Source organism: Actinokineospora spheciospongiae, assembly GCF_000564855.1.
In the GTDB taxonomy this organism is placed as follows: domain Bacteria; phylum Actinomycetota; class Actinomycetes; order Mycobacteriales; family Pseudonocardiaceae; genus Actinokineospora; species Actinokineospora spheciospongiae.
This window is the reverse complement of sequence record NZ_AYXG01000099.1, coordinates 18,560-39,795: the sequence shown is the minus strand read 5'-3', so window position 1 is coordinate 39,795 and position 21,236 is coordinate 18,560. Positions and strand designations below refer to the sequence as shown.

Annotated in this window: 18 protein-coding genes and 1 pseudogene; 11 read left to right on the top strand and 8 right to left on the bottom strand. The window is 72.7% G+C overall.

Features of this window, described 5'->3' with window-relative positions:
• Positions 1 to 65 precede the first annotated feature (65 nt).
• The 3 genes from UO65_RS13500 (at position 66) to clpX (ending at position 2,917) form a co-directional block, all read left to right on the top strand.
• Positions 66 to 674: an ATP-dependent Clp protease proteolytic subunit gene (locus UO65_RS13500; RefSeq protein ID WP_084175542.1), complete on the top strand. Its 609-nt coding sequence runs from the start codon at positions 66 to 68 to the stop codon at positions 672 to 674.
• Positions 675 to 706: 32 nt separating this feature from the next.
• Positions 707 to 1,336, top strand: coding sequence for an ATP-dependent Clp protease proteolytic subunit (locus UO65_RS13495; RefSeq protein ID WP_035282431.1), 630 nt, complete (start codon positions 707 to 709; stop codon positions 1,334 to 1,336).
• A gap of 279 nt (positions 1,337 to 1,615) precedes the next feature.
• Positions 1,616 to 2,917 carry an ATP-dependent Clp protease ATP-binding subunit ClpX gene (gene clpX / locus UO65_RS13490; protein WP_035282428.1) on the top strand — a complete coding sequence of 434 codons (1,302 nt, stop codon included), beginning with the start codon at positions 1,616 to 1,618 and terminating at the stop codon, positions 2,915 to 2,917.
• Positions 2,918 to 2,984: 67 nt separating this feature from the next.
• On the opposite strand, the gene UO65_RS13485 is transcribed toward clpX, so the two are convergent.
• From UO65_RS13485 to fdhD, 3 genes are all read right to left on the bottom strand, one after another.
• Positions 2,985 to 3,869, bottom strand: a complete 885-nt coding sequence (locus UO65_RS13485) for an alpha/beta hydrolase (protein WP_035282427.1) — start codon at positions 3,867 to 3,869, stop codon at positions 2,985 to 2,987.
• Between the two features lie 159 nt (positions 3,870 to 4,028).
• Positions 4,029 to 5,204, bottom strand: a complete 1,176-nt coding sequence (locus UO65_RS13480; RefSeq protein ID WP_035282426.1) for a CaiB/BaiF CoA transferase family protein — start codon at positions 5,202 to 5,204, stop codon at positions 4,029 to 4,031.
• A complete protein-coding gene (gene fdhD, locus UO65_RS13475; protein WP_035282425.1) occupies positions 5,201 to 6,022 on the bottom strand; it encodes a formate dehydrogenase accessory sulfurtransferase FdhD in 822 nt (273 codons plus the stop codon). Before fdhD ends, UO65_RS13480 begins: the two co-directional genes overlap by 4 nt.
• Positions 6,023 to 6,157: 135 nt before the next feature.
• Between fdhD and UO65_RS13470 the strand changes: the two genes are divergently transcribed.
• From UO65_RS13470 to UO65_RS13460, 3 genes are read left to right on the top strand one after another with little or no spacing between them, the layout of a single operon-like run.
• Positions 6,158 to 6,919 carry an SDR family NAD(P)-dependent oxidoreductase gene (locus tag UO65_RS13470; protein ID WP_233427561.1) on the top strand — a complete coding sequence of 254 codons (762 nt, stop codon included), beginning with the start codon at positions 6,158 to 6,160 and terminating at the stop codon, positions 6,917 to 6,919.
• A gap of 33 nt (positions 6,920 to 6,952) precedes the next feature.
• Positions 6,953 to 8,500, top strand: coding sequence for a phytoene desaturase family protein (locus UO65_RS13465; protein ID WP_035282423.1), 1,548 nt, complete (start codon positions 6,953 to 6,955; stop codon positions 8,498 to 8,500).
• Positions 8,497 to 8,793 carry an SCO4225 family membrane protein gene (locus UO65_RS13460; RefSeq protein ID WP_035282421.1) on the top strand — a complete coding sequence of 99 codons (297 nt, stop codon included), beginning with the start codon at positions 8,497 to 8,499 and terminating at the stop codon, positions 8,791 to 8,793. The genes UO65_RS13465 and UO65_RS13460 overlap by 4 nt, the downstream gene beginning before the upstream one ends.
• A gap of 106 nt (positions 8,794 to 8,899) precedes the next feature.
• On the opposite strand, the gene UO65_RS13455 is transcribed toward UO65_RS13460, so the two are convergent.
• The 4 genes from UO65_RS13455 to valS form a co-directional block, all read right to left on the bottom strand.
• Entirely contained in the window at positions 8,900 to 9,151 is a 252-nt protein-coding gene (locus UO65_RS13455) for a mycoredoxin (RefSeq protein WP_035282418.1), read from the bottom strand.
• A 155-nt stretch (positions 9,152 to 9,306) separates the two neighbouring features.
• Complete coding sequence (locus UO65_RS13450; RefSeq protein WP_035282417.1) at positions 9,307 to 11,628, bottom strand: FdhF/YdeP family oxidoreductase; 2,322 nt, start codon at positions 11,626 to 11,628, stop codon at positions 9,307 to 9,309.
• A gap of 128 nt (positions 11,629 to 11,756) precedes the next feature.
• Positions 11,757 to 12,641 (bottom strand): hypothetical protein, encoded by an 885-nt coding sequence (locus UO65_RS13445; protein ID WP_052021141.1) that lies wholly within the window; start codon positions 12,639 to 12,641, stop codon positions 11,757 to 11,759.
• Positions 12,642 to 12,743: 102 nt separating this feature from the next.
• On the bottom strand, positions 12,744 to 15,224 hold the full coding sequence (gene valS, locus UO65_RS13440) for a valine--tRNA ligase (protein ID WP_035282415.1): 2,481 nt from the start codon (positions 15,222 to 15,224) through the stop codon (positions 12,744 to 12,746).
• 69 nt (positions 15,225 to 15,293) lie between these two features.
• Here valS and UO65_RS13435 point away from each other — a divergent pair, with 69 nt between their 5' ends.
• The 5 genes and pseudogenes from UO65_RS13435 to UO65_RS13415 form a co-directional block, all read left to right on the top strand.
• On the top strand, positions 15,294 to 17,930 hold the full coding sequence (locus tag UO65_RS13435; protein WP_035282413.1) for a valine--tRNA ligase: 2,637 nt from the start codon (positions 15,294 to 15,296) through the stop codon (positions 17,928 to 17,930).
• The gene (folC, locus tag UO65_RS13430; RefSeq protein WP_035282412.1) at positions 17,927 to 19,294 is read left to right on the top strand and encodes a bifunctional tetrahydrofolate synthase/dihydrofolate synthase; all 1,368 of its coding nucleotides are present in this window, start codon (positions 17,927 to 17,929) and stop codon (positions 19,292 to 19,294) included. Before UO65_RS13435 ends, folC begins: the two co-directional genes overlap by 4 nt.
• Positions 19,291 to 19,674: a DUF4233 domain-containing protein gene (locus tag UO65_RS35805; protein ID WP_035282411.1), complete on the top strand. Its 384-nt coding sequence runs from the start codon at positions 19,291 to 19,293 to the stop codon at positions 19,672 to 19,674. The genes folC and UO65_RS35805 overlap by 4 nt, the downstream gene beginning before the upstream one ends.
• Before the next feature lie 9 nt (positions 19,675 to 19,683).
• Positions 19,684 to 20,082, top strand: coding sequence for a PaaI family thioesterase (locus UO65_RS35800; protein WP_035282410.1), 399 nt, complete (start codon positions 19,684 to 19,686; stop codon positions 20,080 to 20,082).
• 65 nt (positions 20,083 to 20,147) lie between these two features.
• Positions 20,148 to 20,917 (top strand): annotated as a pseudogene (locus UO65_RS13415) (alkaline phosphatase D family protein); the annotation flags it as partial.
• 84 nt (positions 20,918 to 21,001) lie between these two features.
• Here UO65_RS13415 and UO65_RS13410 read toward each other — a convergent pair.
• Positions 21,002 to 21,226 carry a hypothetical protein gene (locus UO65_RS13410; RefSeq protein ID WP_161784463.1) on the bottom strand — a complete coding sequence of 75 codons (225 nt, stop codon included), beginning with the start codon at positions 21,224 to 21,226 and terminating at the stop codon, positions 21,002 to 21,004.
• Positions 21,227 to 21,236: the final 10 nt, after the last annotated feature.

Below are 21,236 nucleotides of genomic sequence, written 5' to 3'. Positions count from 1 at the left end.
CGTTAGTGTCGGTCGTGGAGATCGGTTTTAGTTGTGAAGAGACTTTGTGGAGAAGGCAGGCAGACGTGACGCAGCACCACTCGCCCCACATGCGGTCCGCCACCGCGGGGCTCAACCTGAACGACTCGGTGTACGAGCGGCTGCTCCGTGAGCGCATCGTCTTCCTCGGCTCCGAGGTCGACGACGACATCGCCAACCGGATCACCGCGCAGCTGCTCCTGCTCAGCGCCGAGGACCCGGAGCGGGACATCACCTTCTACATCAACTCGCCCGGTGGCTCGGTGACCGCGGGCATGGCGATCTACGACACCATGCAGCTCATCGAGCCGGACGTGGCCACCTGGGGCATGGGCCTGGCCGCCTCCATGGGCCAGTTCCTGCTCGCCTCCGGCACGCCGGGCAAGCGCTACGCGCTCCCGCACACCCGGATCATGATGCACCAGCCGTCCGCGGGCGTCGGGGGAACCGCTTCCGACATCGCCATCCGCGCGCAGGTCTACGCCCGGTGGAAGCACGAGATGGCCGCCATCACCGCCGAGCAGACCGGCCAGACGATCGAGCGGATCACCGCCGACGCCGACCGCGACCGCTGGTTCACCGCCGAGGAGGCCAAGGAGTACGGCTTCGTCGACCACGTGGTGCAGCGGGCCACCCAGACCCCCAACGGCAACTGACGACCGCGGACGAGAGAACCCAGGAGCCTCCAGTGAGTGATCTTCACCTCCCCCAGTCCCGGTACGTGCTGCCGTCCTTCGTCGAGCGCACGAGCTACGGGGTCAAGGAGTCGAACCCGTACAACAAGCTCTTCGAGGAGCGGGTCATCTTCGTCGGCGTCCAGATCGACGACGCGTCGGCCAACGACGTCATGGCCCAGCTCATCTACCTCGAGTCGGCCGACCCGGACCGCGACATCACGATGTACATCAACTCCCCGGGTGGCTCGTTCACCTCGCTGATGGCCATCTACGACACCATGCAGTACGTCCGGCCGGACATCGCCACCTTCTGCCTGGGCCAGGCGGCCTCGGCCGCCGCGGTCATCCTGTCGGCGGGCACCCCGGGCAAGCGCTTCGCGCTGCCCAACGCCAGGGTGCTCATCCACCAGCCCGCCACCGAGGGCGTCTACGGCCAGGTCTCGGACCTCGAGATCCAGGCCGCGGAGATCCAGCGCGTGCGCAAGCTGCTGGAGACCACCCTGGCCAGGCACACGGGCAAGGACGAGGACCAGGTCCGCACCGACATCGAGCGCGACAAGATCCTCACCGCCGCCGAGGCCAAGACCTACGGCATCATCGACGAGGTGCTCCCGTACCGGAAGCTCTCGGCCCAGGGCTAGTCGGGCACCCCGGCGCGTTGCCGCGTCCGGGGGAAAAAGCCGACACGCGACCCGTTTTCGGGTTACCGTGACGGACTGGATTCCTCCGGATTCGGCCGCGCCGGGTCTCAAGGTTCTCCCGCAGACCGGGTGTCGGCGGGTACCGTCGGAGGCAACGGCCGGAAACGGCCCCTCTCCACCGTCGAACGACCGGCGCGTGGAGCGGGTTCCCGGGTCCGGCCGGACACACAGCCAGGCGCACTTTCCCCGGTGCGCCGGAGGGGACAGAGGTCAGCGGTCATGGCACGTATCGGTGACGGCGGAGACCTGCTCAAGTGCTCTTTCTGCGGGAAGAGCCAGAAGCAGGTGAAGAAGCTCATCGCCGGTCCCGGCGTGTACATCTGTGACGAGTGCATCGATCTCTGCAACGAGATCATCGAGGAGGAGCTGGCCGAGGCAGGCGACGTGAAGCTCGACGAGCTGCCCAAGCCCGCCGAGATCCACGACTTCCTCGACCAGTACGTCATCGGCCAGGACGACGCGAAGCGCTCGCTGGCGGTGGCGGTGTACAACCACTACAAGCGCATCCAGGCCGGTGACCGCGCCCGGCCGGAGGGCCGCGAAGGCCGCGAGTCGCGCGAGGAGACCGTCGAGCTGGCCAAGTCCAACATCCTGATGTTGGGCCCGACCGGCTGCGGCAAGACCTACCTGGCGCAGACCCTGGCCAAGCTGCTCAACGTCCCCTTTGCCATCGCCGACGCCACGGCGCTGACCGAGGCGGGCTACGTGGGCGAGGACGTCGAGAACATCCTGCTCAAGCTGATCCAGGCCGCCGACTACGACGTCAAGCGCGCCGAGACCGGCATCATCTACATCGACGAGGTCGACAAGATCGCCCGCAAGAGCGAGAACCCGTCGATCACCCGCGACGTGTCCGGCGAGGGCGTGCAGCAGGCGCTGCTCAAGATCCTGGAGGGCACCACCGCGAGCGTGCCCCCGCAGGGCGGCCGCAAGCACCCGCACCAGGAGTTCATCCAGATCGACACCACGAACGTGCTGTTCATCGTGGCGGGGGCGTTCGCAGGCCTGGAGAAGATCATCCAGGACCGGGTCGGCAAGCGCGGCCTCGGCTTCGGCGCCGAGATCCGCAGCAAGGCCGACATCGACAACGCCGACTTCTTCGGCGACACGATGCCCGAGGACCTGATCAAGTTCGGTCTGATCCCCGAGTTCATCGGCCGCCTGCCGGTCCTGGCCAGCGTCACCAGCCTGGACAAGCGCTCCCTGGTCCAGATCCTGATGGAGCCGCGCAACGCCCTGGTGAAGCAGTACCAGAAGCTCTTCGAGATGGACGGCGTCGAGCTGGAGTTCACCGACACCGCGCTGGAGGCGGTCGCCGACCAGGCGATCCTGCGCGGCACCGGCGCCCGGGGTCTGCGCGCCATCATGGAGGAGGTCCTCCAGTCGGTCATGTACGACATCCCCAGCCGCACCGACGTGGCGAAGGTCGTCATCACCGAGCAGACGGTCCGCGAGAACGTCAACCCCACGATCGTCTCCCGCCAGCCCTCCCGCCGCGAACGGCGCGAGAAGTCGGCCTGAGGCACGGCTGTGCGGAAGGCCCCGGGCACCACGCCCGGGGCCTCCCGCTTTTCCGGGACCGGGGCGGTCAGGCCTTGGCCGACGTCGGGGTGTGCTTGCCGAGGAACGACAGCACGTCGGGGACGACCTTGCGGTAGAAGCTGTCGCCGTGGCCGCCGGGGCCGGTGTAGGCGACCTCGGGCTTGGCCAGGCGCATGAACTTGCGGGCGCCCTCGATGAAGTGGTCCTCGGTGCCGCACCAGATGCCGACCGGCGCCCGATCGATCTTCTCCACGTTGCGCAGCGGGTCCAGGGCGGCCCACTCGGTGTTGCTCTTGAACGCGCGCCGGGTGCTCATCTCGCGCCAGGACATCAGCAGGCCGGGGGAGACGGCGGCGACGGCGGACACCGGCTGCGCCCGCTCCTGGCGCCTGCGGGCGTAGAGCAGCGCGCCGAAACCGCCCATCGACACCCCGGCGCACGCGAACGGGGTTCCGGTGGCGTCGCCGAGGCCGCGGGCGCGCAGCCAGGCGGGGACCTCGTCGAGGAGCATGGCCATCGGGTTGTCGCCGACGTGGTTCTCGTGCCAGTAGTTGTCGCCGCCGTCGACGGCGACGAAGGCGAACGGCGGGAGGGTGCCGTCGGCGACCCCCCTGGCCAGGGTCTTCGCCAGGCCGGTCGGCGCGGCCTGGCGGGCCCTGCCGCGCAGGCCGTGCAGGAACAGGCAGACCGGCAGGTTCCGGGCGGAGAGCTGGCCCGGCAGGATCGTCACCAGGTCGACCTCGCGGCCCCGCGCGGCGGAGTGGACGCGCTCGGTGCGAATCCGCGGTTCGGCCGACCCGGCGGTCACCAGGTCGACGACCCCGCTGGCGGCGCCGACGCCGATGCCCGCGGTGGCCAGCCCCGCCGCCCCCGCGAGCAGCACCGTCCGCCTGCGCAGCGGACTGCCCCCGCCTGACTCCCCGTCGGCCATGGCGCCCCTCCGTGGTCCCCCGGGCGGCTCCGCCGCCCTCCCCCTCAGCAATCGTGAGACGCGGCCCGAGTGTTTCCCGGTTCCGGTGACCGTCCGCGTGCGACTTCGTGCACACCTTCACCCGGATAGCCCACCGGGGCGCCCGCCACACGTCCCCGTTCAGATCACCGAGCGTGTTCGCAGGTCGGCGATGTCCGCGGCGGTGTAGCCGAGCCAGGTCAGCACCGGCTCGGTGTGCTCGCCGAGGCTGGGGACGGCCGCCGCCGACCAGGTCCAGCCGTCGGAGTCCACCGGCGGGCGCAGCATCGGCACCTCGCCGCCGGGCACGGGGACGGTCGTCCACCGGTCGCGGGCGGTGAGCTGCGGGTGCGCGGTCAACTCGCCGATCCCGCGGGTGCGGGCGGCGGGGACGTCGGCGGCGTCCAGCCTGGCCAGCAGGTCGTCGGCGGCAACGGTGTCGAAGGACGGTTGCAGCTCCGCGTGCAGCTCCGGTCTGCGGGCCACCCGGTCGGCGACGGTGCGGAACCGCGGGTCCTCGGCCAGTTCCGGCCTGCCGACCACCGCACCGCACAGCCGCCGCCACTGCCCGTCGTTCTGCACGGCCAGGTGCACCGCGCCGTCGCGGCAGGGGAACGGGCCGTACGGGGCGATCGTCGGGTGGTGGGCGCCGTGCCGCGACGGTTCCCGACCGGTGCCGTGGGCGTACAGGGCGGGCTGGTGCATCCACTCGGCCAGCGCCTCCATCAGCGTCAGCCGCAGCGTCGCACCCTCACCGGTCCGGCCGCGGCGCACCAGCGCGGCCAGCACGGCGGCCTGGAGCTGCACGCCGCCCGCGATGTCGGCGACCGAGATCCCGGCGCGGGCCACCGAGTCGCCGTCGCCGGTCAGCGCGACCAGCCCGGCCTCGGACTGGATCAGCGCGTCGAACGCCTTCCGGTCACCGTACGGGCCGCCTTCCCCGTACGAGGACAGCTCCGCCACCACCAACGAGGGGTGCGCGGCACGCAGCGTGTCCGCGTCCAGGCCGAGCCTGCGCGCCGCGCCGGGGGACAGGTTGCAGGTGACCACGTCCGCCCGCGCCACCAACTCGGCCACGACCCGGGCCCCGGCCGGGTCCTTGAGGTCCAGGGCCACCGATTCCTTGCCGACGTTGGTCCAGGCGAAGTAGCTCGACACCTCCCCGCAGGAGGTGTCGTACTGGCGGGCGAAGTCCCCGGCCCCCGGCCGCTCCACCTTGATCACCCGGGCGCCCAGGTCGGCCAGCAGCCGCGTAGCGTACGGCACGGCCACCGCCTGCTCCAGGCTGACGACCAGCACCCCCTCCAGCGGCCTCATCCGATCCGGTCCGCACCGGCGTAGACGTTCATGGTGTCGCCGCGCAGGAAGCCGACCAGCGTCATGCCCTGCTCGGCGGCCAGTTCCGCGGCCAGCGACGACGGCGCCGACACCGCGGCCAGCACCGGCACGCCCGCCATCGCCGCCTTCTGCACCAGCTCGAACGACGCCCGCCCGGACACCAGCAGCACCGTGCCGCCCAGCGGGACCCGCCCGTCGAGCAGCGCCCGGCCGAGCACCTTGTCCACGGCGTTGTGCCTGCCCACGTCCTCGCGCACCGCGATCGGCTCGCCCGCGGCGGTGAACAGCCCCGCCGCGTGCAGACCGCCGGTGCCGTCGAACACCTTCTGCTGGGCGCGCAGCACGTCCGGCAGCGCGCTCAGCGTCCGCGGGGTCACGCGCACCCCGTCGGCGGCGGGGGAGAAGCGGGTCTTGAGCTTCACCGCGTCCAGCGCCGCCTTGCCGCAGACACCGCAGGAGGAGGTCGTGTAGAAGTTGCGCTCCACGCCGGGGTCGGGCGGCGGCACCCCGTCGGCCAGGGCGACGTCGAGCACGTTGTAGGTGTTGCGGCCCTGGTCGTCCACGCCGTCGCAGTAGCGGGCGATCGAGACGTCCTCGGCGTTGCCGATGACGCCCTCGGTCAGCAGGAACCCGTGCGCCAGCTCCACGTCGTGGCCCGGTGTGCGCATGGTCACCGCCAGCGCCCTCCCGCCGACGCGGAGCTCCAGCGGCTCCTCGGCGACCAGCGTGTCCTGCCGCGTGCGCGCCTCACCGGCCGACAGCCGCACCACGGTCCTGCGCACCGTCACCCGTCCCATGACGCCCACCCTAGTTGTGTTTGGCTGGACGGCATGAGCACCGAGGATGTCGAGGGTGGCACAGCGGCGGCCGGGGCAGCACCGATCGGGGCAGCACCGATTGGGGCAGCGGCAATCGGGACAGGGGCGGGTGGCGTGGTCCCGGGCAGGCGGGTGCTGGTGACCGGCGCGTCCGGTGGCATCGGGTCGGCGGTGGCGGCGGCGTTCGCCCGCCTCGGCGACAAGGTCGCCGTGCACTGCTCGGCGAGCCCGGACCGGGCCGCCGCCGTCCTCGCCGACCTCCCCGGCGACGGGCACGTCCTGGTCGAGGCCGACCTCGGCGACCCGGAGCAGGTCCCCGGGCTGGTCGAGGCCGTGGTCGACGGGCTGGGCGGCCTGGACGTGCTGGTCAACAACGCCGCGGTGATGAACCCGGCGCACCCGCCGGTGGACACCCCGTACGCGGAGTGGGTCGCCGCCTGGCAGCGGATCGTCGGGGTCAACCTGATCGGCGCCGCCGCGCTCACCCACCAGGCCGCGGCCGTGATGGTCCGCCAGGGCACCGGCGGCCGGGTGGTCAACGTCGGTTCCCGGGGCGCCTTCCGCGGCGAACCCGAGTACCCGGCGTACGGGGCGAGCAAGGCGGGCCTGCACGCCCTCGGCCAGTCCCTCGCGCTCGCCCTGGCCCCGCACGGCATCTCCGTCACCTCGGTCGCCCCGGGCTTCGTGGCGACCGAGCGGGTCTCGCGGCGGCTCGACGGCGCCTCGGGCCAGGCGATCCGCGCGCAGAGCCCGTTCGACCGGGTGGCCACACCGGAGGAGGTCGCCGCCGCGGTGGTCTACCTGGCCTCGGGCCCGGCGCTGTGGGCCTCCGGGGCGGTCCTCGACCTCAACGGCGCCTCCTACTTGCGGACGTAGCCCACGTCCGCCGCGTGGATCTAGGGTTGGTCCGTGGCGACGGACCGGTATGACGTTGTGGTGGTCGGGGGCGGGCACAACGCGCTGGTTGCGGCGGCCTACCTGGCGCGGGCCGGGCGGTCGGTGGTGGTGCTGGAGCGGCTCGGGCACGTGGGCGGGGCGGCGGTCAGCGCCAGCCCGTTCCCCGGGGTGCGGCTGAGCCGGTACTCGTACCTGGTGAGCCTGCTGCCGGACCGGATCGTGGCGGACCTGGGGCTACGGCTGGACCTGCGGTCGCGGTCGGTGTCGTCGTACACGCCGGTGCGGCGGGACGGGGTGGACACCGGGTTGCTGGTGGAACGCAAACCCGGGCCGGTGACGGAGGCGTCGTTCCGGGAGCTGACCGGGTCGGACGCGGAGTTCCAGCGGTGGGTGGAGTTCTACGGCGGGTTGGCGCGGATGGCGCGGGTGGTGGCGCCGACGCTGCTGGGCCCGCTGCCGAGCCGCGACGCCCTGCGGCGGCTGGTGTCGGACGCGGCGGGGGAGCGCGTGTGGCGGCAGGTGTTCGAGCAGCCGCTGGGCACCTCGATCGAGGAGACCTTCGCCGACGACGTGGTGCGCGGGGTGGTCGCCACGGACGGGCTGATCGGCACGCACACCTCGCTGACCTCAGCGGACCTGCTGGCCAACCGCTGCTTCCTGTACCACCTCGTCGGCAACGCGACGGGGGAGTGGCGGGTGCCCGCGGGCGGGATGGGGTCGGTCACGGCCGAGCTGGCGCGGGTGGCGGTCGAGGCGGGGGCGCAGCTCCGCACCGGCGTCGAGGTGACCCGGGTGGACGCGGACGACGCGCACGCCGAGATCACCTACCGGACCGCCGACGGCGAACAGGTGCTCGGCGCCGGGCACGTGCTGTCCGGGGTGGCGCCCGCTGTGCTGGACCGGTTGCGCGGCAGGGGGTCGACGTCGCCGGTGGGCGCGCAACTGAAGATCAACCTCCTGCTGGACCGGTTGCCCCGGCTGCGGTCCGGTGTGGACCCGCGCCAGGCGTTCGCGGGCACGTTCCACCTCGACGAGTCCTATGCGGACCTGGAAAGGGCTTACCGGCAAACGGCTTCCGGCGCGCTGCCGGACAGGCCACCCGGTGAGATGTACTGCCACACGCTGACCGACCCGTCCATCCTGGACCCGGAGCGGGCGGCCCGCGGCGCGCACACGCTGACCCTGTTCGGCCTGCACCTGCCACCCACCCTGTTCGCCGACGACAACGACGGCGTGCGCGACACCCTGGTCCGCCGCTACCTCGACGGCCTCGACCGCCACCTCGCCGACCCGATCGACGAGTGCGTCGCCCGCGACGCCGACGGGCGGCCGTGCGTCGAGGCGCGGACCCCGCTCGACCTGGAGGCGGAATTGGCCATGCCCGGCGGCAACATCTTCCACGGCGACCTGTCCTGGCCGTTCGCCGACGACCCCGCCTGGGGCGTGGAAACCGACGTCGCCGCGCTGCGGGTGTGCGGTTCGGGCTCCCGGCGCGGTGGCGGGGTCAGCGGCATCGGCGGCCACAACGCGGCGATGTCCCTGCTGGAGCCGGTCCGATGACGACGTGGAGCAACCGCCGGGCGGCCCGCAAGGTCGCGCTGGCCTACCTGGTCGTGGTCACGCTGGTCTTCATAGGCGTCGCCCTGGTGATCGCCACGAACGACTCACCGGACGGCTCGTTCGCCCCGGTGCTGGCGTTCGTGGTGACGCTGCCCGCCTCCCTGGTGATCATCCTGCTGCCCGAGTTCCCCGAACCGTGGGGCGGTGTCGTCGCCGGGGTGGGCCTGGTCGCCGTCGCCCTGGTGCAGGCGTGGCTGCTGTGGCTGCTGTTCCGCGGCCACCGCAGGTCCTGACCCGACGCCGAACCCCGGACCGGCCGCGGGTCGGAGACCGGCGGTGAGCCCGATCCCCGACCCGCGCGGTCCGGCTGTGGCACGGTCACCGACCGGGCGCGGGGCCTCAGGCGGCCAGGGCGGCCTTGACCTGCGACACCGACGGGTTGGTCTGGGTCGAGCCGTCCGGGTAGTGCAGGGTCGGCACGGTCCGGTTGCCGTTGTTGACGCTCATCACGAACTCGGCGGCGTCCGGGTTCTCATCGATGTCGATCTCGGTGTACTCGATGCCCTCGGCGGCCAGTCCTGCCTTCAGGCGCGCGCAGAAGCCGCACCAACCGGTGGAGTAGAAGGTCAGGGTGCTCGGCGCGGACGGCATCGGTGGCGCTCCCGGTTCGCTGGGGGATGGGTCACCACAACAACACCCGCGACCGGGCCGATCATGCCATCCCCGGGTGAGTCCTGGATCACAACGGGCGCGATCGGCCCCACCACCCACCCGGGCGTTCCCGCCCGGTCCGGGGCGATCCCCGCTCACACGTGGTTGTGGGCGCTCACCTCCAACCGCACGACAATCGACTTCGAGGTCGGGGTGTTGGACTGGTCGGCCGTGGAGTCCAGCGGCACCACCGCGTTGGCCTCCGGGAAGTAGGCGGCCGCGCAGCCGCGGGCGGTCGGGTACGACACCACCCGGAACCGTTCCGCCCGCCGCTCGACCCGACCGGTCGGGTCGTCCGGCCACTCGCCCACCAGGTCCACGATCGCCCCGTCCGCCAACCCCAGCCCGGTGAGGTCGTCGGGGTTGACCAGCACCACCCGTCGGGCGTCCTTGATGCCGCGGTAGCGGTCGTCGAGGCCGTAGATGGTGGTGTTGTACTGGTCGTGGCTGCGCAGGGTCTGCAGCAGCAGGCGGCCCTCGGGGACCTCCAGCACGGTCAGCGGGTTCGCGGTGAACACCGCCTTGTCGTCGCGCGTCCCGGTGAACTCCCGGGAGTCGCGCGGCGCGTTCGGCAGCACGAACCCGTCGGGCAGGCGAACCCTGGCGTTGTAGTCCTCGCACCCCGGCACGACCCGGGCGATGTGCTCCCGGATCAGGTCGTAGTCCCCGGCCAGCTCCGCCCACGGCACCGGGTGCTCCGGTCCGAACAGCGCCAGCGCCAGCCCGCAGACCACACCCACCTCGGACAGCAGTTGGTCGCTCGCCGGTTCAAGCCTGCCCCGCGACCGGTGCACCACCGACATCGAGTCCTCCACGGTGACGAACTGCTCGCCCCCGGCCTGCAGGTCCCGTTCCGTGCGCCCGCGCACCGGCAGGATCAGCGCCGTCTCCCCGTGCACCACGTGCGACCGGTTGAGCTTCGTCGACACCTGCACGGTCAGCTCGCACGACCGCATCGCCGCCTCGGTGACCTCGGTGTCCGGGGCCGCGGCGACGAAGTTGCCGCCCACGGCGAAGAACGCCCGCACCTTCCCCCCGCGCATGGCCCGGATCGCGCCCACCGTGTCCAGGCCGGGTTCGCGCGGCACGTCGACGCCGAACTCCTCCTCCAGCGCGGCGAGGAACTTCTCCGGCATCTTCTCCCAGATCCCCATCGTGCGGTCGCCCTGCACGTTGGAGTGCCCGCGCACCGGGCACAGCCCCGCCCCCGGCTTGCCGATCATCCCGCGCAGCAGCACCACGTTGGCGATCTCGCGGATGGTCGGCACCGAGTGCTTGTGCTGGGTGATCCCCATGGCCCAGCACACGATCGTCCGCTCGGATTCGGCGAACATCCGGGCGACCCCCTCGATCTCCGCCCGGTCCAGCCCGGTCGCCCGCTCGACCCGCGCCCAGTCCAGCCCGCGCAGGTGCTCGGCGTACTCGGCGAAGCCCTCGCTGCGGGTGTCGACGAAGTCCCGGTCGACCACCGTGCCGGGGGCCTCGTCCTCCCAGGCCAGCAGCAGGTGCCCGATCGCCTGGAACAGCGCCTGGTCGCCGCCGAGCCTGATCTGCAGGAACTCGTCGGCCAGCTCGGTGCCCCGGCCCAGCAGGCCGCGCGCGTTCTGCGGGTTCTTGAACCGCAGCAGCCCCGCCTCCGGCAGCGGGTTGACCGCCACGATCTTCGCCCCGGCCCCCTTGGCCTCCTCCAGCGCGGAGAGCATCCTCGGGTGGTTGGTGCCCGGGTTCTGCCCGACCACCACGATCAGGTCGGCGATCGTCAGGTCGGCCAGCGTCACCGAGCCCTTGCCGATGCCGGTCGTCTCCGCCAGCGCCGCGCCGGAGGACTCGTGGCACATGTTGGAGCAGTCCGGCAGGTTGTTGGTGCCGAACGAGCGCACCATGAGCTGGTACAGGAACGCCGCCTCGTTGCTGGTGCGCCCCGAGGTGTAGAACGCCGCCTCGTCCGGTGTGGACAGACCGCGCAACTTCCCGGCGATCACCTCGAACGCGGTCGCCCAGTCCACCGGCTCGTAGTGCGTCGCCCCCGGCCGCAGCAGCACCGGGTGGGTGATCCGGCCCTGCTGCCCCAGCCAGTGGTCGGTGCGCCCGGCCAGCTCGGCGACGGAGTGCTCGGCGAAGAACTCCGGGCCGACCCGCCGCCTGGTCGCCTCCTCCGCGACCGCCTTCGCGCCGTTCTCGCAGAACTCCGCCAGCTTGCGGTGCCCCTGCGGCTCCGGCCAGGCGCAGCCGGGGCAGTCGAAGCCCTCGCGCTGGTTGAGCAGCCGCAGCGTCCGCGCCGTCCGCGCGGCGCCCATCTGCTGCACCCCGCGGTTCAGCGACACCGCGACGCCGGGGATGCCCGCCGCCCAGCGCTTGGGCTCGCGCACGTCCGGGTTGTCGTCGTTGACATCGTCGACAGGGGGTTTCCGCGTCATGGGGACCATGGTCGCCCCTCGGGGGGACATGCGCCACCAGTTGTCCACAGGCCCGTGCCCCTGTGGCGCTGACCTGCGCCGAAGCCGCTCGCAGCGGCCTCAGGCCCCGGCGGTGCCGGGTGGGCGGCTCAGGGCGGGCACCCGATCTCAGCGGGCAGCGGGGCGCTCGGGTCGAAGTAGGCGCCCGGGTCCGGGCGCGGCAGCGGGCGCCGGTCGTCGCGGTCGGTGTGGGTGGGGGCGAGGAAACCGCGCTTGTAGGCGTCGCAGGCGATCGAGTAGCCGTAGCCCGCGACGTCCCCGTACCAGAGCCCCTGGCTGCTCCTGGTCCACTTGCCGCCGATCCGCAGGACGTAGTCCACGTCGGCGCGGACGACCACCACGGCGTCCATCGGGTCGACCACCGCGCCCGGCGGGGCGTCGAAGGCGTAGGCGAACAGGTAGTTGGTGTGCACCACCAACTCGCCCTCCTCGCCCTCCTCCACCCGCATCCCCCCGGTCACCCTGGGCGGCACGGGCAGCAGCGGGCTGGCCGGGTCCGCCAGGCTGACCAGGGCCTGGGCCTCCGGCTCGCGGCCGGTGCCGAACAGCGGGCGCAGCGCCGCGGCCGCGTCCGGGGCCAGCAGCCCCAGGTACCCGGTCGGGTCGTGCCCGGTCACCAGGTTCGGGTCGAGCCTGCTGGCCACCAGCGCGTCGCGCACCAGCGACGTGGCGGCGGCGACCTGGGCGGCGTCGTACGGCCCGACCGGGGCCGGGGGCGGCGGCACGATCCCCGCCGCGCCCTCGGCCCAGCCGGACGCGGGTGTTCCGTCGAACGGCGTGGTCCGGCTGCGCACGGACTCCGGCGGCGCCCCGGCGGCGCCGTCGGTCGGCGACAGCCCGCCGCGGCCCGCGAACAGCCCCATGCCGACCAGCAGCATCAGCACCGAGACGGCGACCACCAACACCATGGCGGCGACCAGCCTGCGCTCGAGCGCCCACAGCCGGGTCCGCCGCGCGTCCCCTCGTCGATCCACCGGCCTCCCCTGCCACCCGCCTGGTGACCACCACATCGAGAGGACGCCCGCTCGCGTTAGCAACCCGGCCGCCCGCTGCGTCGAACGGCACAGGGCGCGCGCTCAGCCGAGGGTGACGGCGACCTCGAACCCCTCCCCGCGCCGGTAGCGCACGGCCGTGATCGAGCCCGCCGCCCGCAGGTCCGCCTCGACCGCCCGCAGCACGTCCTCCTGCCAGGGTAGGCAGGTCAGGTCCACCGCGCCCACCGGAGCGCGCTGCGACAGCCGCGCCGCCGACTTCGCCCCCCTGACCTGCGCCAGCACCAGCGACACCAGCGGCAGCACACCGAGGGCGTCCGCGCCGCCGGTCGCGGTCGGCCACGGCGCGCGGTGCACCGAACCCGCCTGCCACCAGGACCAGCACTCCTCGGCGGCGAACGGCAGGTACGGCGCGAACAGCCGCTGCAGCCGCGACAGCGCCGCCCGCAGCGCCGACCGGGCCGAGTCCGCGCCCGGGCCGTCGCCGTAGGCGCGGTCCTTCACCAGTTCGAGGTAGTCGTCGCACCAGAACCAGAAGAACCGCTCCACCCGCACCAGGGCCTCGGTGTGGTCGAACCCGGCCAGCGCTGCCGTGGCCTCGGCGACCACCGCGTCCAGCGCGCCCAGCACCGCCAGGTCGACCTGCTCGGTCACCCCGCCGGTCCCGGCGGGGAAGCCGAGCACGAACCGGCTCGCGTTGAGCAGCTTGGTGGCCAGCCGCCTGCCCACCCGCATGGTCGACTCGTCGAACGCGGTGTCGGTGCCGGGGCGCCCGCCTGCCGCCCAGTAGCGCACCGCGTCGGCGCCGAAGCGGTCGAGCAGGTCGGTCGGGGACAGGCCGTTGCCGCTGGACTTGCCCATCTTCTTGCGGTCCGGGTCGAGAATCCAGCCGGAGATGACGGCGGTGCGCCAGGGCAGCGTCCCGGAGTCCAGCCCGGCCCGCAGCACCGAGCTGAACAGCCAGGTCCGGATGATCTCGTGCGCCTGCGGGCGCAGGTCCATCGGGTAGGTCCGCGCGTACAGGTCCGGGTCGTCGTCGCGGCCGCAGACCAACTGCGGGGTCAGCGACGAGGTGGCCCAGGTGTCCATCACGTCCGGGTCGGCGGCGAACCCGCCCGGCACCCCGCGCTGGTCCTCGGTGTAGCCCGGTGGCGTGTCCGAGGCCGGGTCCACCGGCAGCGACGCGGGCAGGATCGGGTTGGCGTGGTCGGGCTCGCCCGCCGCGTCGAGCGGGTACCACAGCGGGAACGGCACGCCGAAGAACCGCTGGCGGCTGATCAGCCAGTCGCCCGCCAGGCCCGCCACCCAGTTCTCGTAGCGCACCCGCATGTGCTCGGGCTGCCAGCGCAGCTCGCGCCCGCGCGCCAGCAGCTCGTCGCGGTGCGCGGTGGAGCGGATGAACCACTGCCTGCTGGAGACGATCTCCAGCGGCTTGTCGCCCTTCTCGTAGAACTTCACCGGCCGCACCACCGGCCGCGGCTCGCCCACCAGCGCACCCGCGTCCCGCAGCATCGCCACCACCCGCTCCCGGGCGGTGTGCGCGGTCGCGCCCGCCAGCTCGGCGTAGCGGTCCGCGTCCACCCCGGCGGGGGCCTCGGGCAGCAGCCGACCGTCGCGGCCGATCACCGCGCGCGCGGGCAGGCCCAGCTCCCGCCACCACTGCACGTCGGTCAGGTCGCCGAAGGTGCAGCACATGACCAGCCCGCTGCCCTTCGCCGGATCGGCGGCCGGGTGCGCCAGCACCGGCACCTCCGCGCCGAACACCGGCGTGCGGATGCCGGTGCCCACCAGGTCCCGGTACCGGTCGTCGGACGGGTGCGCGATCAGCGCCACGCACGCGGGCAGCAGCTCCGGGCGGGTCGTCTGCACCGGGTGGCCGTCGAACAGCAGGGTGTGCCAGGCGCCCGCGTGGTCGCGGTCCACCAGCTCGGCCTGGGCCACCGCCGTGCGCAGCCCCACGTCCCACAGCGTCGGCGCCTCGGCCTGGTACGCCTCACCCGCCGCGAGCAGGTCCAGGAACGACCGCTGCGACAGGCGCCGGGCCCGCTCGCCGATGGTCGTGTAGGTGCGCGACCAGTCCACCGACAGCCCCAGCCGCCGCCACGTCTCCTCGTAGACCTGCTCGTCGCGGGCGGTCAGCTCCGCGCACAGCGCCACGAACTCGCGGCGGGACACCGAGCGCGGCTTCTGCTTGGGCTTCGCCGGCGGCGGGATGCTGAAGTCGGGGTCGAACGGCAGGGAGGGGTCGCAGCGCACGCCGTAGTGGTTCTGCACCCGCCGCTCGGTCGGCAGGCCGTTGTCGTCCCACCCCATCGGGTAGAACACGTCCTTGCCGCCCATGCGCTGGAAGCGGGCCACCACGTCGGTGTGGGTGTAGGAGAAGACGTGCCCCACGTGCAGGTCACCGCTCACCGTCGGGGGAGGGGTGTCGATGGAGAACACCTCGGCGCGCGGGCGGTCCCCGGCGAAGCGGTGGACGCCGACCCGGACCCACTCCGCGGCCCATTTCGCTTCCAATCCGTCCAGGGAGGGGCGCTGCGGCACCGCGTGCGCGTGGGTCGTCATGGCGAGACGGTATAGCCCCAGGTCCGCCCGCCTCGACCCCATTTCCCGGACGTTCGTAGACTCTTTCCCGTGACTGAGACCCCCACCCTGCGCAGCATCGACCTCCCCCCGGCCTGGGAGCCGGCGACGGTAGAGGCGGAGCTGTACCGGGGCTGGGTAGACGCCGGGTACTTCACCGCCGACGCGAGCAGCGACAAGCCGCCGTTCACCATCGTGCTGCCCCCGCCGAACGTGACCGGCAGCCTCCACATGGGCCACGCCCTCAACCACACGGTCATGGACGCGCTCACCCGCCGCCGCCGGATGCAGGGCTACGAGGTGCTGTGGCTGCCCGGCATGGACCACGCGGGCATCGCCACCCAGAACGTCGTCGAGCGCCAGCTCGCCGGTGAGGGCGTCTCCCGGCACGACCTGGGCCGGGAGAAGTTCGTCGAGCGGGTCTGGGAGTGGAAGGCCGAGTACGGCGGCAAGATCCTCGACCAGATGAAGCGCCTCGGCGACGGCGTCGACTGGTCCCGCGAGCGCTTCACCATGGACGAGGGCCTGTCCCGCGCGGTCCAGACGGTGTTCAAGCGCCTCTTCGACGACGGCCTGATCTACCGGGCCGAGCGGATCATCAACTGGTGCCCGCGCTGCCGCACCGCGCTGTCGGACATCGAGGTCGAGCACTCCGACGACGACGGCGAGCTGGTCTCCATCCGCTACGGCGACGGCGCCGACGCGATCGTGGTCGCCACCACCCGCGCGGAGACCATGCTCGGCGACACCGCCGTGGCCGTGCACCCCGACGACGAGCGGTACCGCCACCTCGTGGGCACCGAGGTCGAGCTGCCGCTGACCGGCCGCCGCATCCCGATCGTGGCCGACGAGCACGTCGACCCCGCGTTCGGCACCGGCGCGGTCAAGGTGACCCCGGCGCACGACCCGAACGACTTCGAGATCGGCCGCCGCCACGACCTGCCCTCGATCACCGTCATGGACGACTCGGCGGTCATCACCACCCCCGGCCCGTTCCAGGGCCTCGACCGCTTCGAGGCGCGCCCCGCGGTCGTCGCGGCCCTGCGCGAGGCGGGCCGCATCGTCGCCGAGAAGCGCCCGTACGTGCACTCGGTCGGGCACTGCTCGCGCTGCGACACCGTGGTCGAGCCCCGGCTGTCGCTGCAGTGGTGGGTCAACGTCGAGCCGCTGGCCCGCGCCGCCGGGGACGCCGTGCGCGACGGCCGCACCCAGGTCCACCCGCCGGAGCTGGCCAAGCGCTACTTCGACTGGGTCGACAACATGCACGACTGGACCATCTCGCGGCAGCTCTGGTGGGGTCACCGCATCCCGGTCTGGTACGGCCCGGACGACCAGGTCGTCTGCGTCGGCCCGGACGAGCAGCCGCCGACCGGCGAGGGCTGGCGGCAGGACCCCGACGTCCTCGACACCTGGTTCTCCTCGGGCCTGTGGCCGCTGTCGACCCTGGGCTGGCCGGACAAGACCCCGGACCTGGCGAAGTTCTACCCGACCAGCGTCCTGTCCACCGGCTACGACATCCTGTTCTTCTGGGTCGCCCGGATGATGATGTTCGGCCTGTACGCTGGCGAGGACGTCCAGCCCTTCGACCACGTCTACCTGCACGGGCTCATCCGCGACGCGCAGGGCAAGAAGATGTCGAAGTCGCGCGGCAACGTCCTCGACCCGCTGGACTGGCTCGACCGCTTCGGCGCCGACGCCACTCGCTTCACCCTGGCCCGCGGCGCGAACCCGGGCAGCGACATGGCGCTGGCCGAGGAGTGGGCGGCGGGCTCGCGCAACTTCTGCACCAAGCTGTGGAACGCCAGCCGGTTCGCCCTGATGAACGGCGCCACCACGGCCACCGCGGTCCCGGACCGGGCGACCCTGACCGACGCCGACCGCTGGATCTTGGACAGCCTGGACACCCTGGTGTCCGATGTGGACACGCTGTTCGACGGCTTCCAGTTCGCCAAGCTGTGCGACGCGCTCTACCACTTCACCTGGGACCTGTACTGCGACTGGTACCTGGAGCTGGCCAAGGTCCAGATCGCCGAGGGCGGCGAGCGCGCCGACGCCACCCGCGCGGTGCTCGGCCACGTCCTCGACACCGTGCTGCGGCTGCTGCACCCGGTGACGCCGTTCGTCACCGAGGTCCTGTGGAAGTCGCTGACCGGCGGCGAGAGCCTGGTCGTCGCCGACTGGCCGAAGCCCGCCGGTGCGGCCGCCGACGCGGCCGCCGCGCAGCGGGTCGAAGGGGTGCAGAGGCTGGTCACCGAGATCCGCCGCTTCCGCGCCGACCAGGGCGTCAAGCCGGGGCAGCGGGTGTCCGCCCGGCTGTCCGGTGTGGACGCCGCGGGGCTGTCCGCGCACACCGCCGCCGTGACCGCGCTGGCCAGGCTGACCGCCCCGGGTGAGGCGTTCGCGCCGAGCGCGGCCCTGGAGGTGCCGCTGGCGGGCGGCGCGGTCACCGTCGAGCTGGACCTCTCCGGCACCGTCGACGTCGCCGCCGAGCGCAAGCGGCTGGGCAAGGACCTGTCGGTCGCCGAGAAGGAACTCGCCCAGTGCGAGGCCAAGCTGGGCAACCCCAAGTTCACCGACAAGGCCCCCGCCGACGTGGTGGACAAGATCCGCGCCCGCCGCGACACCGCCGCCGCCGAGATCACCCGCATCCGGGGCAGGCTCGACGCGCTCCCGGCCGGGGGCGAGTGACCGTGGTCGACCCCGGGGCGCTCGAGGACCTGCGCCAGGTCGAGTCCGAACTGGACGCGCGGTGGTCCGAGGACCGGATCGAGCCCTCGCTCGACCGCATCCGCGCGCTGCTCGACCTGCTCGCCGACCCGCAGACCGCCTACCCGGTGGTCCAGGTCGCGGGCACCAACGGCAAGACGTCGGTCACCCGCATGGTCGACGCGCTGATGACCGCCCTCGGCGTGCGCACCGGGCGGTTCACCAGCCCGCACCTGCAACTGGTCACCGAGCGGATCAGCCTCGACAACGCGCCCATCGACCCGGCCCGCTACGTCGAGGTCTACCGCGACGTCGAGCCGTACCTGGCGATGGTCGACAACGCCGGGGACATCCGGCTGAGCAAGTTCGAGGTGCTCACCGCCATGGCCTTCGCCGCTTTCGCCGACACCCCGGTCGACGTGGCCGTGGTCGAGACCGGCATGGGCGGCGGCTGGGACGCCACCACCGCCGCCGACGCGCGGATCGCGGTGATCACCCCGATCGGCCTCGACCACGTCGACCGGCTCGGCCCCGACCTGGTCTCGATCGCCCGGGAGAAGGCGGGGATCATCAAGCCCGGTTCGATCGCCCTGCTGGCCGAGCAGGACACCGAGGCGGCCAAGGTGCTGCTGGAGCGCGCCACCGAGGTCGACGCCACGGTCGCCCGCCAGGGCCTGGAGTTCGGCGTCCTGCGGCGCGACGTGGCCGTGGGTGGGCAGGTGCTGCGGTTGCAGGGCCTCGGCGGGGTCTACGACGAGGTCTTCCTGCCGCTGCACGGCGCCCACCAGGCGGCCAACGCGGCACTCGCCCTGGCCGCGGTGGAGGCGTTCTTCGGCGCGGGCGCGCAGAAGCAGCTCGACGTCGACGCCATCCGCCACGGCTTCGCCTCGGTCACCACCCCCGGGCGGCTGGAGCGGGTCCGGATGGCACCCAGCGTGTTCGTCGACGCCGCGCACAACCCCGACGGCGCGAAGGCCCTGGCCGCCGCGCTGGACGAGGAGTTCGGCTTCCGCAAGCTCGTCGGCGTCGTCGCGGTCCTGTCGGACAAGGACGCCGAGGGCATCCTCACCCCCCTCGAACCGGTGCTCAGCGAGGTGGTCGTCACCACCAACTCCTCGCAGCGCGCCATGGACCCCGACCGCCTCGCCGAGATCGCCACCGACGTCTTCGGCGACGAGCGCGTCACCGTCGCCGCGGGCCTCGTCGACGCCATCGAGCGGGCCGTCGCCCTGGCCGAGGAGAGCGACGACCCGAGCGAGACGATGTCCGGGGTGGGCGTGATCGCCACCGGGTCGGTCGTCACCGCGGGCGAGGTCCGCGCCCTGTTCGGGAAGGAACCGGCATGAGCCAGCAGGACCCGCCCCCCGCCCCGGTGGACCCGATGAAGGGCTTCCGCGGCGTCACGTCGGCCATGTTCATCCTCGAGGCGATCGTGGTGCTGCTGGCGCTGCTGGTCGTCGCCAAGGACGACACCATCAGCACCGGGCAGGGCTGGTTCGTCGGCCTGATCGCGCTCGCCCTGGTGCTCGGCTGCGCCCTGGTCGCCCGCCCGTGGATCACCTGGGTGGTCGCGGGCCTGCACGTGGCCCTCATCGCCTGCTTCCTCTTCCTGCCCACCCTCGGCATCGTCGGCGTCCTGTTCGCCGCCGCCTGGGGCTGGATGTTCTGGGCCCGCAACGACGTCCGCAAGCGGATGGCCGAGGGAACCCTGCGCAGCCAGCAGTAACCTGGCGCCATGACGCCGGAACAGTTGACGCAGTCGATGCCCTTCGCCGCGGCCAGCGGGGTCGAGATCACCTCGGCCACCCCGGCGGAGGTCCGCGCCCGCCTCGACTGGGCACCCGACCGCTGCACCCTCGGCGGTGCCCTGCACGGCGGCGCGCTGATGACCCTGGCCGACAGCGCGGGCGCGGTCGCGGCGTTCCTCAACCTGCCCGAGGGCGCGTCGGGCACCTCGACCCTGGAGAGCAAGACCAACCTGTTCGGCGGCGTCCGCACCGGCCACGTCGAAGCGGTCGCCAAGCCCCTGCACGTCGGCCGCACCACGATCGTCGTGCAGACCGACCTGTTCGACGCGGCGGGCAAGCGGGTCGCGCAGACCACGCAGACGCAGGTGGTGCTCCAGGCCCGCTGAAAAGCGTCACCCCCGCGTCGCCCGGCGTTGGCCGGGGCGTCGGACTGCTGGCCTGGACACCGCACATGGAAATCTCCCGGCGCACCCTGCTGCGCGCGAGCGGTCTGTCCGTGGCGGCCGGGGTCGCCGCCCCCGGGATCGCGTTCGCGGTCCCGAAGGACCGCCCGGTCCTCACCCACGGCGTGCAGACCGGCGACGTCACCACCGACGGCGCCGTCGTCTGGACCCGCGCCGACCGCCCCGCCCGGATGCTGGTCGAGGTCGCGGGCAACCCCGACTTCCGGAACGCCCGCACCCTGCGCGGCCCACTGCTGACCCCCGCCACCGACGGCACCGGCCGCCTCCGCCTCACCCACCTGCCCGCCGGACGCGAGATCCACTACCGCGTCCGCGCCGAGGACCTCGACGGCCGCACCACCAGCGCCCCGCTCACCGGTTCCTTCCGCACCGCCCCGCAGGGCCGCGCCGACGTCCGCTTCACCTGGTCCGGCGACGTCGTCGGCCAGGGCTGGGGCATCAACCCCGACCTCGGCGGCCTCACCGCCTACCGCGCCATGGCCGCCCGCGACCCCCACTTCTTCCTGCACAGCGGCGACACCGTCTACTCCGACGGCCCCCTCGTCGAGCGCGTGACCCCCCCGATGGCCGGATCTGGCGCAACCTGGTCACCCCCGCCAAGTCCAAGGTCGCCGAAACCCTCGACGAGTACCGAGGCCAGTTCGCCTACAACCTCCTCGACGACAACGTGCGCGCCTTCGCCGCGAAGGTGCCCACCGTGGCGCAGTGGGACGACCACGAGGTGACCAACAACTGGTACCCCGGCGAGATCCTGGACTACTGACCTCCGGGGTTGCGGTAAGGCCACCTGTGGTCTCCAGCAGATCGTCGAAGTCGCAAAGACTTGACGAGGTCTGGCACGTCAGCTCTGGTGGATCAAGCGTTCGGGTGCGATCTTCGTGTCGAGCCATGCCCTGGCCAACTTGCTCGCCGCGGCTTGGAACACGCCGTCCCGGTTGCCGTCATCCGGTTGGATGGTCTCCGCTCGCTTGTCCATCACCAACCGGCGATCCACCCCGTCGGTCAGGTGGAACCGGTAGCGCACCTCGGTTTCCGTCTCGTGCTCCTTGTGCAGGTATACGATCATCGCCAACACA

Excerpts from the sequence above, each read along its gene's own strand:
- clpX (WP_035282428.1), top strand. The coding sequence starts at position 1,616 with ATGGCACGTATCGGTGACGGCGGAGACCTGCTCAAGTGCTCTTTCTGC.
- UO65_RS13485 (WP_035282427.1), bottom strand. The coding sequence starts at position 3,869 with ATGGCCGACGGGGAGTCAGGCGGGGGCAGTCCGCTGCGCAGGCGGACG.
- UO65_RS13480 (WP_035282426.1), bottom strand. The coding sequence starts at position 5,204 with ATGAGGCCGCTGGAGGGGGTGCTGGTCGTCAGCCTGGAGCAGGCGGTG.
- fdhD (WP_035282425.1), bottom strand. The coding sequence starts at position 6,022 with ATGGGACGGGTGACGGTGCGCAGGACCGTGGTGCGGCTGTCGGCCGGT.
- UO65_RS13460 (WP_035282421.1), top strand. The coding sequence starts at position 8,497 with ATGACGACGTGGAGCAACCGCCGGGCGGCCCGCAAGGTCGCGCTGGCC.
- UO65_RS13455 (WP_035282418.1), bottom strand. The coding sequence starts at position 9,151 with ATGCCGTCCGCGCCGAGCACCCTGACCTTCTACTCCACCGGTTGGTGC.
- UO65_RS13450 (WP_035282417.1), bottom strand. The coding sequence starts at position 11,628 with ATGACGCGGAAACCCCCTGTCGACGATGTCAACGACGACAACCCGGAC.
- valS (WP_035282415.1), bottom strand. The coding sequence starts at position 15,224 with ATGACGACCCACGCGCACGCGGTGCCGCAGCGCCCCTCCCTGGACGGA.
- UO65_RS35805 (WP_035282411.1), top strand. The coding sequence starts at position 19,291 with ATGAGCCAGCAGGACCCGCCCCCCGCCCCGGTGGACCCGATGAAGGGC.
- UO65_RS35800 (WP_035282410.1), top strand. The coding sequence starts at position 19,684 with ATGACGCCGGAACAGTTGACGCAGTCGATGCCCTTCGCCGCGGCCAGC.
- UO65_RS13410 (WP_161784463.1), bottom strand. The coding sequence starts at position 21,226 with ATGATCGTATACCTGCACAAGGAGCACGAGACGGAAACCGAGGTGCGC.